Annotated in this window: 11 protein-coding genes; 3 read left to right on the forward strand and 8 right to left on the reverse strand. The window is 64.0% G+C overall.

Annotation, left to right across the window (positions count from 1 at the left end; all coding sequences use genetic code 11):
• Positions 1 to 30 precede the first annotated feature (30 nt).
• Entirely contained in the window at positions 31 to 954 is a 924-nt protein-coding gene (locus EKH55_RS11655; protein WP_069458066.1) for a sugar kinase, read from the forward strand.
• A 67-nt stretch (positions 955 to 1021) separates the two neighbouring features.
• Here EKH55_RS11655 and der read toward each other — a convergent pair whose 3' ends face one another.
• From der to EKH55_RS11670, 3 genes are all read right to left on the reverse strand, one after another.
• Positions 1022 to 2455 (reverse strand): ribosome biogenesis GTPase Der, encoded by a 1434-nt coding sequence (gene der / locus EKH55_RS11660; RefSeq protein ID WP_151611551.1) that lies wholly within the window; start codon positions 2453 to 2455, stop codon positions 1022 to 1024.
• Positions 2456 to 2465: 10 nt separating this feature from the next.
• On the reverse strand, positions 2466 to 3134 hold the full coding sequence (locus tag EKH55_RS11665) for a tetratricopeptide repeat protein (RefSeq protein ID WP_069458204.1): 669 nt from the start codon (positions 3132 to 3134) through the stop codon (positions 2466 to 2468).
• Between the two features lie 136 nt (positions 3135 to 3270).
• The gene (locus EKH55_RS11670) at positions 3271 to 3858 is read right to left on the reverse strand and encodes an NnrU family protein (protein WP_151611552.1); all 588 of its coding nucleotides are present in this window, start codon (positions 3856 to 3858) and stop codon (positions 3271 to 3273) included.
• Between the two features lie 186 nt (positions 3859 to 4044).
• Between EKH55_RS11670 and EKH55_RS11675 the strand changes: the two genes are divergently transcribed.
• Complete coding sequence (locus EKH55_RS11675) at positions 4045 to 5043, forward strand: polysaccharide deacetylase family protein (RefSeq protein WP_069458068.1); 999 nt, start codon at positions 4045 to 4047, stop codon at positions 5041 to 5043.
• Positions 5044 to 5055: 12 nt separating this feature from the next.
• On the opposite strand, the gene bacA is transcribed toward EKH55_RS11675, so the two are convergent.
• The 5 genes from bacA to glpK all read right to left on the reverse strand — a co-directional run bounded on the left by bacA (position 5056) and on the right by glpK (position 11390).
• A complete protein-coding gene (gene bacA / locus EKH55_RS11680; protein ID WP_069458069.1) occupies positions 5056 to 6318 on the reverse strand; it encodes a bacteroid development protein BacA in 1263 nt (420 codons plus the stop codon).
• 132 nt (positions 6319 to 6450) lie between these two features.
• Entirely contained in the window at positions 6451 to 7584 is a 1134-nt protein-coding gene (locus EKH55_RS11685; RefSeq protein ID WP_106407815.1) for a YbfB/YjiJ family MFS transporter, read from the reverse strand.
• Positions 7585 to 7844: 260 nt separating this feature from the next.
• On the reverse strand, positions 7845 to 8594 hold the full coding sequence (gene map / locus EKH55_RS11690) for a type I methionyl aminopeptidase (RefSeq protein ID WP_069458070.1): 750 nt from the start codon (positions 8592 to 8594) through the stop codon (positions 7845 to 7847).
• Positions 8595 to 8657: 63 nt separating this feature from the next.
• Entirely contained in the window at positions 8658 to 9713 is a 1056-nt protein-coding gene (locus tag EKH55_RS11695) for an LLM class flavin-dependent oxidoreductase (protein WP_069458206.1), read from the reverse strand.
• A 183-nt stretch (positions 9714 to 9896) separates the two neighbouring features.
• A complete protein-coding gene (gene glpK, locus EKH55_RS11700; RefSeq protein WP_151611553.1) occupies positions 9897 to 11390 on the reverse strand; it encodes a glycerol kinase GlpK in 1494 nt (497 codons plus the stop codon).
• 303 nt (positions 11391 to 11693) lie between these two features.
• Here glpK and EKH55_RS11705 point away from each other — a divergent pair, with 303 nt between their 5' ends.
• Complete coding sequence (locus EKH55_RS11705) at positions 11694 to 12470, forward strand: 3-hydroxybutyrate dehydrogenase (RefSeq protein ID WP_069458072.1); 777 nt, start codon at positions 11694 to 11696, stop codon at positions 12468 to 12470.
• The last annotated feature ends 3 nt before the right edge of the window (positions 12471 to 12473 follow it).

Below are 12473 nucleotides of genomic sequence, written 5' to 3' on the forward strand. Positions count from 1 at the left end.
TTGGGCGAACAACCGGCAAGGGAGGACCTTATGGCAGGCACGATGCTTTCGATCGGCGAATGCATGGTCGAACTGATGCAGGCGGAGAGAGGCATGCTGCGCAAGGGCTATGCCGGCGACAGCTTCAATACCGCTTATTATGCCCGGCTATTTGCGCCGGCGGACTGGACGGTGGATTATTTCACCGCCGTCGGCACCGATGCGGTCTCGGACGAAATGATCGCCTTCATGGAAAGTAACGGAATCGGCACGTCGCATATCGCCCGGATCGAGGGTCGCATGCCGGGCCTTTACATGATCCACCTGAAGGAGGGCGAGCGCAGCTTCTCCTACTGGCGTTCCACCTCTTCCGCCAAGCTGCTTGCCGAGGACCCGGATCGGCTGAGGAAGGCTGTCGAGGCCGCGGACGTTGCCTTTTTCTCCGGCATCACGCTGGCGATCCTCTCGCCCGGCGCGGGCGAGACGCTGCTTTCCGAACTGCGCCGCGCGAAGGCCGGCGGCAAGCGCGTCGTCTTCGATCCGAATATCCGTCCGCGCCTGTGGGACGACGCGACCCGGATGCTCACCACTCTCGAGGCCGGCGCCCGGGCGGCGACGATGGTGCTGCCGAGCTTTGACGACGAGGCGACGCATTTCGGCGATGCGTCAGTCGGCGAGACGATCGATCGCTACCGCGCGCTTGGTGTCGAGGAGATCGCCGTCAAGGACGGCGGCAAAGGCATCACGCTGCAGTTTGACGGCGAACGCCTGCATGTGCCCGCAGTTCCCGCGTCGCGGATCGTCGACACCACCAGCGCCGGCGACAGCTTCAACGGCTCTTTCCTCGCCCGTCTTGCCGCCGGCGACAGCCCCGCCGATGCCGCCGCCTTCGCCGCCCACGTCGCTGCTGCCGTCATCGGTCACCACGGGGCGCTGGTTGCGCGGGAGACGCTGGCGGTCGAGGATATCGCTTAGATCGGCAGCTGCTGCGGAGGACGGGCAGGCGCATGAGGGGCCAACGCCGTCCTCACTCGGCAAACCGTCACCGCCTCTTGCGCGCCTTCGTCTCGTAGGGATTGTCCGAGGCGCGGAAATGGACGCGAATGGGCACGCCCGGCATATCGAAATCCTTGCGCAGGCCGTTGACGAGATAGCGGACATAGGATTCCGGCACCGCCTCCGGACGGGTGCAGGAGATCATGAAGCCCGGCGGGCGGGCCTTCACCTGCGTCATGTATTTGAGCTTGAGCCGGCGGCCGGAGACGGCCGGCGGTGGGTGCTGCACCTGTTGCGCTTCGAGCCAGCGGTTGAGGCGCGCCGTCGAAATACGGCGGTTCCAGACCTTGTCGGTCTCGATGATCGCCTGCATCAGCCGGTCGAGCCCATAGCCCGTGTGTCCGGAAATCGGCACCGCGCGGATGCCGCGGGCCTGCGGCAGCAGCCGTTCGGTCTTCTCGCGCAGGTCCGCGAGCACCGCCTGCCAATCCTCGACCAGATCCCATTTGTTGAAGGCGAGCACCGCCGCACGTCCCTCGCGCAGCACCAGGTCGACGATCTGCAGATCCTGCTTCTCGAAGGGAATAGTCGCATCGAAAACGATGACGACCGTTTCGGCAAAGCGGATCGCGCGCAGCGCGTCGGCGACGGAAAGCTTTTCGAGTTTCTCCTGAACTTTCGCCTTGCGGCGCATGCCTGCCGTATCGAACATCTTGATCGTGCGGTCACGCCATTGCCACTCGACCGAAATGGAATCGCGGGTAATCCCCGCCTCCGGACCGGTCAGGAGCCGGTCTTCGCCAAGGAAGCGGTTGATCAGCGTCGATTTGCCCGCATTGGGGCGGCCGACGATCGCGACGCGCAGAGGTTTGGTTTCGTCATAGACGGGCTCGGCCTCTTCGTCCTCCGCCCCCTCGCCCACCTCGGCCGGCCTGACATCGACATCCGTCACGGCGACGTCCTCGGCGGGCGGAAAGGCCCTCTCCTCGCCAAGCGCTGCGACGATCGCGTCGCGTAGGTCGAGCATGCCCTGGCCATGCTCGGCCGAGATCGGGCAGGGTTCGCCAAGGCCGAGCGTAAAGGCATCGTAGAAGCCGCCCTCGGAGCCGCGAGCCTCGGCTTTGTTGGCCACGACGATGACCGGCTTGCCGCGCCGGCGCAGCATTTCGGCAAGCGTCTCGTCGGCGGGCGTCAGGCCTGCCTTGGCGTCGACGATGAAGAGCGACAGGTCGGCCTCGTCGATTGCCGCCTCGGTCTGCGCCCACATGCGGCCCTGCAGGCTGTCGGGTGCGGATTGCTCGAGGCCGGCCGTGTCGATGATGCGGAATTTGAGGTCGACGAGCTTGGCGTCGCCCGGACGGCGGTCACGCGTCACCCCCGGCGTGTCGTCGACAAGCGCCAGCTTCTTGCCCACAAGCCGGTTGAACAGTGTGGACTTGCCTACATTAGGGCGCCCGACGATGGCGACGGTAAAACTCATTCTGAATGCCTCAAGCCTTGCCGCTGGCCCCGATCACGTCGAGCAGCATCTGCGCCCTGTTCGCAATGCCGCGCGGGCTCTCCGTATCTTCGGCGATCTGCTGGAACCAGCTCTTCGCCTTGGCGTAGTCGCCCGCCTTGTAGGCGGCAAGCCCGAGCGCCTCGCGCGCGGAATGGCGCATGGCGTTCTGCGGCACCGCCAGTTGCTCGACCTCCGCCGAGACCTGCTCATAGGTTCCCGCGTCGATCAGCAGATAGGCCGCGCGCAGCCGCGCCGCGTCGCGCAGCGCCGCCGGAATCCGGCTGTCCTTGCCGATGTCGGTAAAGGCCGCGATCGCCGCGTCGGTTTCCCCCTTTTCGGCCTCGAGCGTCGCCGCACGCAGACGGGCAAGCACGGGATAGGAGCCGTAGCCATCCTGCTCGAGCTTCGTCAGCGCGGCCAGCGCTTCGTCGGATTTGTTTTCCTTGGCGAGGTCGAGGGCGACCAGGAAGGCGTCGCCGGATTCCGACGAGGAGGCATCCTGCCAATAGTCGTAGCCGACCTTGCCGATCGTGCCGAGGATAATCAAGGCGGCGACCGCGATAATGACCCCGCCGAACCGCGTCCAGATCGCCTTCATCTGGTCCGAACGGAGCTCTTCATTGACCTCGCGGATAAAGCTGTCGTCTTGGTTCGCCATGTCCTGTTCCGGCTGCCCGGCCTTTACTTTAAAGATTGCGTCTGGAGCGGCAACGCCGCGCATCTTTCTCGATGCTGCCCCAGGAGTTTGCGCCTTCTACCCGATTTTGCGCCGCTTGTAAGGGGGCGAACGTGATTTACCCGACCACGAGAGGAGCGACGCCGATCACCAACTCGTGCAGTTTCCAGACAATGACGCCAAAAAGCGCGGCTCCGATCACCGCCGCCGCAAGATCGTAGCGGTAGGAGACGAAGCGGGGATAGGCGATCTCGCCCGCCCGCCACCGCTTCTTCATCGAGATGCGCATGATCACGCCCCAGGCGAGAAACGAGCCGAAAAGCAGGACGGACGCCGTTTCGCCATTGGCGAGCAGGTGCGCGAGCGCCCAGATCTTGATTGCCAGGATCGCGGGGTGCTTGGTCGCCACGCGAATCCTGCCGGGCGGCAGGAAAGCGGCCACAAGGCAGATGCAAGCGATCAGCATCAGCGTCAGCGCGATATGCGCCATGAAGATGGGCGGTGTGTAAAGCATTCCGGTCGTCGTGCGAGCCTGAGCGAAGCCGATCGCGATCAGCGCCAGCCCGACGAGTGCAAGCGTACCGTGTACGCCGTGCCATGTACCCGTGCCGCGCCGCTTGATCACCGCTGTGCGGATCGCAGGCGCGAAGCTTCGCACCAGATGGATGCCGAAAAATATCACGATGCCCAGGACCAGAAGTGCCATGTCTCCCCCGTTTTGACATTGAGCTCGGCCGACAGACCGACCTGCGCGCCCGTTTACCGTTCGTTAACCACCGCATAGCGGGACCGCCTGTGAATTTCCAGCCGGATCAAAGGATTGCCGCATTGTTGCTCAAGGAGGCAGCGAACAAATCGTCGCAGCCACTGATTCTCCCAAGAAGCCCTCCGCATGATCCGCAAGTTCCTCACGCTCCCCGTCTGCCTTTTTCCCGCCCTCGCCGTCGCGGCGCCGCCGGCCGCACCGGCAAAAGACAAGCAACTGGTGATCGTCTCCTTCGATGGAGCCCATGACAATGCGCTTTGGGACAAGAGCCTCGCGTTGGCGAAACGGCACGGCGCGCACTTCACCTATTTCCTCTCCTGCACCTTTCTGATGACGAAAGCCGACGGGAAGGCGAGCTACAAGGCGCCGGGCCAGAAACGGGGCCGATCGAATGTCGGTTATGCCCAGGATCGCCACGAGGTCGCCGCTCGCGCCGGCCATATCTGGCGGGCGCATCTCGATGGACACGACATCGGCAGCCATGCCTGCGGTCACTTCGACGGCAAGGGCTGGAGCGAGGCCGACTGGAAGCAGGAATTCTCGTCCTTCCGCACGGCGCTCGTCGACGCCTGGAAGAGGGCCGGCAGGCCGGAGGCCGAGCCGGAAGGCTGGGCGGACTTCGCCCGAACCGGCATTACGGGCTTTCGCGCCCCCTACCTCTCCTTGAGCGACGGGCTGGTGCCGGCAATAAAGGCCTTCGGCTTCACCTATGATGCCAGTCTCGTCACCAAAGGCCCCGCTTGGCCGAGGGCCGGGGACGAACTGCCCCGCTTCGGCCTGCCGCTCATCCCCGAAGGGCCTTCCCGCCGGCCGGTGATCGGCATGGACTACAATCTTTTCATCCGCCATTCGATGGGGATCGAAAACAAGAAGGACAGCGCCCGCTTCGAGGAACGCACGCTGGAAGCCTTTCGCAACGCCTTCATCAGGGAATATGACGGCGAGCGCATCCCGCTGCAGCTCGGCTTCCATTTCGTCGAGATGAACGGCGGCGCCTACTGGCGCGCGCTCGACCGCTTCCTGACCGAGGCCTGCGGCAAGCCGGACGTCGCCTGCGTCAGCTATGCGCAGGCACTGCCCTTGATCGAGCGCGCCAGGAAGAAGGCGGACGGCTCCGCCTTCTGATGGATGGCGCGATCAGAGCGCCATCTCCTCCTTGCCGCCGGCCTCGATGAACTGCTGATCGATCTCCGGCAGCGGCTCTTCATAGAGGATCGATTCGAAGGCGCGCAGGCGCTTGTAGATCGACAGGAGTTCGACGATCGTCGTCCAGGAATTGACGAGATACTGGAAGGACTCGCGCACCTGCCCGAAGACGTTCAGTATCTGGGTCATCACGCCGAGCGTCAGCTTCCCCGCCACGATTGCGGGCACCAGCACGAATGTGCCGTACAGGTTATCGGCCTGCAGGTAGAAGATACGCGCTATGTTGAAATACATGTAGTGGAAGTATAGGCGGAAATAATTCCTTCTCACGTTGTGAAACAGCTCTCCGAGGGTCAGCGGATCGGCGCGATCCGCATGATCTTCGCCGTAGACCAGTTCCTTACGATACGCCGCCTCGACCCGCTGGTTTCGAAATTCGAGGCCCGGAAGCTTGATGCCGACCAAGGCAAGGAAAACAGTGCCAAAAATCGACCAGCTGATCGCCGCCCAGACCAATGCATGGGGCACTTCGCCGACGACCGGCAGTACGCTGACCTGCTCGGAGAACTTGAAGAGCACCGGCAGGAAAGCAATCAGCGTCATGATGGAACTTACGAGGCCGACACCCAGCCGTTCGACCGTGGACGAAAAGCGCATCGTGTCTTCCTGGACGCGCTGAGATGCCCCTTCGACATGGCGCAGCTTCGGCCAATGCGAGACGTAGAATTCGTTCATCGCGGTCCGCCAGCGGAAGATGTAGTGGCTGACGAAGAAGAGATTGAGTACGCCGACCGTCACCGCCACGAACGCAATCCCGGCGAAGCCGAGCATGCCGGTATAGAGCTGCTCGGCCGTCACGGGTGCCGTCTTCGCTAGCGCTTGCTGGATCAGGTTATAGAAGGGGCCGTACCAGGCGTTGATCGCGACGCTGACCTGGACCGAAAAATAGGTGTTGAAGATAATCAGCGCCGAACCGAGAATCGACCAGTTTTGCCACCTGTGCGGCGCGTATGCGAACCAGAATCCGGCGAACAGGGCTACGACCGCCAGATAGTAGATGTAGAACCAGAGGAACGGGGCCGACCAGAAGACCGAAACACCGATGACGGGTTCCACGCCATCGGGAAGCGGCGGCAACCCGAACACTGCGCCAAGATCACGCCCCGCGCTATACCAGCCGAGGATGGCGATGAGCGACCAGACGACAACGGAAAGAAAAAACAGCTTCGGTTTGGGAAAGAAGGATTCGAACAAGGGACGGCACTCACGTTTTCTCGGAGGTCTACGACTTGCCTCCTGATGCGCCGAAACTAGGGCAATTTCACCGCTTCAACAATTCGACAATACGAATGTTACCGTTATTTCATGAAGCTGCGCCCGGCGAGATCATGGTTGCCGCGCGGCGATCGCGGCGTTGATTGCGCGCAACTCCAGCACCACGACGCCGCCGCACGCCAGGAGCACGATTGCGGCAACCAAGGTCGGCGGAGTAAAGCTTCCGGTCCATTCGGCCAGCCAGCCGGCCACCAGAGGCCCTATGATCTGCCCTACGCCGAAGGCGGCGGTCATGAAGGCGAGCGCCCGGCGCGGGCTTTCGGGTGCAAGGCGGTGACCGATCTGCAGGCCGTAGGCCGTGATCATCATGAAAGTGAGCCCCAGCATCAGACCGCCGACGAGCGGTGCCAGGGTTCCGGGCAGAGAGACGGTCAGGACAAGGCCGGCCGCCTCGACGAGGAGCCCAATGGCATATAAGCCGGCAAGACCGACGCGCCGCACGGCGAAACGCCAGAGCTGCACCGACAATGCGGCACTGGCACCCGTCAGCAGCCAGGCCGGGAATTCTCCGCCGCCTGCCTCGCGGGCCATGGCGACGAGGAAGGTGGCGGTAATCACATAGCCGAAGCCGAAAAAGCCGTAGGTGAGCGTCACCACCGCGAGCTCTCTCGTCCAGACAAGCGGCGCCTCCGGCCGTTCGCCTTCCGCGGCCTTGCCACTCTCCTGCAACAGAACCGCGACGAGAGCAGTGCCCGCAAGCGCGAGAAGAGCGCCGGTAAACCAGTGTGCCTGCGAGGCGGAAAGGCTGCCGACCCCGGCGAGCGGCGCCGCCCAGACGGCGATCGACGACAGCGCGATGCCAAACCCGACGCCGCCGAAATGCACCGGCGGCACATGTTCCGATCTCGCGCGCAGGCCCTCGCCGAGCACGATCCCTGACACGAAGATCATGGCGAAGGCGCTCGCGAGGCCCGCAAGGAAGCGGATGAGCCCGAAGGCGAGCACCGACGCGGTGAGTCCCATGGCGCCAAGCAGCAGTGCCGTAGCCACCAGGGCGGCCAGGCCAATTCTGCGTTCGTGGCCGTGAGCCCAGCCATAGGCCGCCAGCACGGCACCGGCGAGATAGCCGACGAAATTCGCCGAGGCGATCAGCCCGGCATGCGCGGGTGAAAGCCCCGCATCCGCCATCATGGCCGGCAGGATAGGCGTATAGGAAAACCGGCCGAGGCCCATCGCCACCGCCATAGCGATGGCGCCGGCGATGGCGGTCGCAACGAGGCTCCCGCTCGAAACGGCAGGAAGGGCGGCAGGCGACGAAGCCTCCGCATGCTCCCCCGGGTGCGGATCGGCACCATCGACGACGGCTTCGCCGGATCGCCTGCCGTCGCGGTCCGGCACTCTCTGGTGCGTGCTCATAGGCCCTTATTGCACCGCAACAGGAAGGCGACAAATCAGTATATTTGAAGGGACGATGGAGGAAATCGAACGATCCGGCTTCGGCAAACTCAGCCCGGCAGCGTCACAACCAGCGGACCGCCGCGGGTAACGACCACCGTATGTTCGTATTGCACCGTCGGTGCGCGCGGTTCGCTATAGAGCGTCCAGTCGTCGTCTCCGCCCTCGGCCCAATGCGCTCCCATCGACAGGAACGGCTCCACCGTGAAGACCATGCCTTCGCTCATCCGCCGCCGCTCCGAAGGATCCGGCCAGGTCGCGATTTCGCCGGGCTCCTCGTGGAGCGACCGGCCGATGCCGTGGCTTGCGAGATTGGTGACCAGCGAATAGCGGTTCTTGCGCGCGAATTCGCCAATGGCATTGCCGATAGCCGCAAGCGGCTGGTTCGGCCGCACCTGCTTGAGGCCCACCCACATGGCGCGCCTGCCGTCGCGGCAGAGGCGGTCGATCGCAGCCGTCACCGGCGGCACCGGAAACGACGAGCCCGTGTCGGCGAAGATGCCGTCCTTCTCGGCAGAGACATCGATATTGACGAGATCGCCCGAGTTGATGACCCGGCTGCCGGGAATGCCGTGGGCGATTTCCTCGTTGACGCTGATGCAGGTCGCGCCCGGAAAGCGGTAGCAGAGCTCCGGCGCCGAGCGCGCACCCGCATCCTCCAGCACCTTGCGGCCGATGGCATCGAGCTCCGCGGTCGTGATGCCCGGCTCGAGCGCGTCGCCCATCGCCTGAAGCGCGTTGGCGCAGATGCGGCCGATCTCCTTCAGCCGTTCGAGGTCTTCGTCATTGTTGAGGGTCATGGCGTCTCGCTTTCGCGGCACATGTAGCGTGCCGGCCAGGCTTATGCCAGTCCCTCGACTGCGTCAGTCCCTAAAGTTGCCGGCCGCCTCCTCCGCCAGCATCTCCCGCACGAGTGGGGCGACCTTGGTGCCGTAGAGCTCAATGCCGCGCATGATCTGGTCGTGCGGCATGAGCCCGATCGCCATCTGCAGGAGGAAGCGATCGTTGCGGAAGAGCCGCTGATGCACGACGATCTTTCGCGCTACCGTCTCCGCATCGCCGATGAAGAGGTTGCCGGTCGGGCTCCGTGCCTGCTCGTAGTGGGCACGGCTCGTCGGCCCCCAGCCACGTTCGCGGCCGATACGGTCCATCACCTCGGCCTGGGGGCCGTAGAACTGGTCGGCCGCGGCCTCTGTCGTGTCGGCGATGAAACCATGCACATTGATGCTCGTCTTCAGCGCCGAAATATCCTGGCCGGCGCGGCGGGCTGCCTCGCGATAGAGATCGAAGAGCGGTGCGAAACGCCGCGGCTCGCCGCCGATGATGGCAAGGGCCATCGGCAGGCCGAGCGCGCCGGCGCGCGCGACCGACTGCGGCGTGCCCCCGACGGCAATCCAGAGCGGCAGTGGATCTTGCAGCGACCGCGGATAGACGCCGCGGCCGTTGATCGCCGGCCGCATCTCACCGGCCCAGGTAACCTTCTCGGCCTCCCGGAGCTTGAGCAGGAGATCCAGCTTCTCGGCGAAGAGCTGGTCGTAGTCGTCGAGCGACTGTCCGAAGAGCGGGAAGGATTCGATGAAGGAACCGCGCCCGGCCATGATCTCGGCGCGGCCATTGGAAAGGAGATCGAGGGTCGCGTACTGCTGGAAGACGCGGACCGGCTCGTCGGAGCTCAGCACCGTCACTGCACTCGTCAGGCGAATACGGCTCGTGCGCGCCGCGGCCGCCGCAAGCACCACCGCCGGCGCGGAGACGGCGTAATCCGGCCGGTGATGCTCTCCAAGCCCGAAGACGTCGAGCCCCACCTGGTCGGCAAGCTCGATCTCCTCGATGAGATCGGCAAGCCGGCGGCGCCCTTCGGCGCCCTTGTCGGCCGCATTGGGATCGACATCCGCGAATGTGTAAAGCCCGAGTTCCATGGCAGCACCCTGTTTGCTCTTCGCGATGAGATAGTCGGCTGACGCCCAGGCCGCCAAGGCGCATTCAGGAAACACTCTGTTTCCGACAAAGTGCGTTTCCGACCATGCGGCCTGGGCCTCCCTCTTTGCCGGGAAGTGCCGCCCAAGCAATCACTGTCCCCTCGCCCGCTGCAGGCCGATGCGCTAAGCCGCCACCAGCGTCCGCTTCACGGCGCTCCGCCAGCCCTTCAGCTTCACCTTGCGGGTCGCCCCGTCCATCTTCGGTTCGAAGCGCCGGTCACGTGCCCAGGACTTGGCGAATTCCTGCCGGGTCGGCCAGACGCCGGCGCGGCTGCCGGCGAGCCAGGCGACGCCGAGCGCCGTGGTCTCGAGGATCACAGGGCGGTCGACCGGCGCGTCGAGCAGGTCGGCCAGTCTCTGCATCGTCCAGTCGGAGGCGACCATGCCGCCGTCGACACGCAGCACCGTGTCCTTGCCGTTGCTGCGCCAATCGCGATGCATGGCGTCGAGCAGGTCGCGGGTCTGGTAGCAGACGGACTCAAGCGCCGCGCGGGCAAATTCCGCCGGGCCTGTATTGCGCGTCATTCCATAGATCGCACCGCGGGCATCCGGGTCCCAATGCGGCGCGCCGAGGCCGGTGAAGGCCGGTACGAGATAGACCTCCTGTGATGGATCGGCACTTTCGGCAAGCGCGCCGGTGTCAGGCGCCGCCTTGATGACCTTGAGCCCATCGCGCAGCCATTGCACGGCGGCGCCCGCGACGAAAATCGATCCTTCGAGCGCATAGGTGGTTTTGCCGTCGAGGCGATAGGCGATCGTGGTCAGGAGTCGGTTCTTCGACCGGACGATATCCTTGCCGGTATTGAGCAGCGCGAAGCAGCCGGTGCCGTAGGTCGACTTCAGCATGCCCGGCTCGAAGCAGGCCTGGCCGATCGTCGCCGCCTGTTGATCGCCCGCAACACCGAGGATCGGGATCGCCGCGCCGAAGAGCGACGGATCGGTGACGCCGAAGTCGGCGGCGCAATCCTTCACCTCCGGCAGCATTGCCCGCGGAATGCGCAGGATCTCGAGCAGTTCGTCGTCCCAGGCATTGTCGACGATGTTGTACATCAAGGTGCGCGACGCGTTGGTGGCATCCGTCGCGAATGACTCGCCGCCCGTCAGTCGCCAGATGAGGAAGGTATCGATGGTGCCGAAGCAGAGCTCGCCCTTCGCGGCACGCGCCTGTGCCCCCTTCACGTTGGAGAGGAGCCAATGGAGCTTCGTGCCGGAGAAATAGGGATCGAGCAAAAGGCCGGTCTTCTTTGCGAAGGTCTTTTCCAGTCCGTTCTTCTTGAGCTTGTCGCAAAAGGCGGCCGTGCGGCGGTCCTGCCAGACGATCGCGTTGTGGATCGGCTTGCCGGTTTGGCGGTCCCATACGACCACCGTCTCGCGCTGGTTGGTTATGCCGATTGCAGCAACGTCGCTCGCGACAATGCGGGCCTTCTCCATCGCCTGCGTCACGGTGAGAACCACCGTCTGCCAGATCTCCTCCGGGTCGTGCTCCACCCAGCCGGACTTCGGGAAGTGCTGCTTGAATTCCTTCTGGCCGACGCCGACGACCTTTTGCGTCTCATCGAAAACGATCGCCCGAGTGGACGTCGTACCCTGATCGATCGCGAGAATATATCCGCCCATATGCCCCTCCTCGGCACGCGATGCTTCAAGACGAGGAGATGCGCCGGAACCCGGCTCCGCTCATCCTGTTCCTTTCGCCCTTCCTCAAAGGCCTTCGAAAGAGTTCAATACGATGGGAAAACGAATGTCAAACGAAAACAAAACGCAACACTCTCCCGGCCTCCCGACTGCCGCCGACAGTGCGTTGCAAGACCGAAAAACACAATTGTCACCGGCGCACTTTTGCGCGTAGGCTGAAGTTCTTGCGACGCAAAACGAGCGACGGACGAGACAGGCATCGCGATGCCGAGGGAGAAATCGAGAATGACGAAAACTGCGGTCATAACGGGTTCGACGAGCGGCATCGGCCTGGCGATCGCCAAGGCCTTCGCGAAGTCCGGCGCCAATATCCTGTTGAACGGTTTCGGCAAACCGGACGAGATCCAGGCGGTGACGGACGAGGTTGCGGGTCTGACATCCGGCACGGTTGTCTACCACCCGGCCGACATGACGAGGCCGGAGGAAATCGCCGATCTGATGGCCACCGCCGCCTCGCGCTTCGGCGGCACCGACATCCTCGTCAACAATGCCGGTGTGCAATTCGTCGAGAAGATCGAGGATTTTCCGGTCGAACAATGGGACCGGATTATCGCCATCAATCTTTCATCCTCTTTCCACACGATCCGCGCGGCCGTTCCGGCGATGAAGCAGAAGGGCTGGGGCCGCATCGTCAACATCGCCTCGGCGCACGGGCTCGTCGCCTCTCCCTTCAAGTCCGCTTATGTTGCGGCTAAACACGGCATCATGGGGCTCACCAAGACCGTCGCCCTGGAGGTGGCGGAAAACGGCATCACGGTGAACTCGATCTGCCCCGGCTATGTGCTGACGCCGCTCGTCGAAAAGCAGATTCCGGATCAGGCGCGGACGCGCGGCATCACGGAAGAGCAGGTGGTCAACGAGGTGATGCTCAAGGGGCAGCCGACGAAGAAGTTCATCACCGTCGAGCAGGTGGCGTCACTGGCGCTCTATCTCGCCAGCGACGATGCCGCCCAGATCACCGGCACGCATGTTTCGATGGATGGCGGCTGGACGGCCCAGTAGAGC

Origin of the sequence: Sinorhizobium alkalisoli (assembly GCF_008932245.1) — a bacterium.
GTDB lineage: Bacteria > Pseudomonadota > Alphaproteobacteria > Rhizobiales > Rhizobiaceae > Sinorhizobium > Sinorhizobium alkalisoli.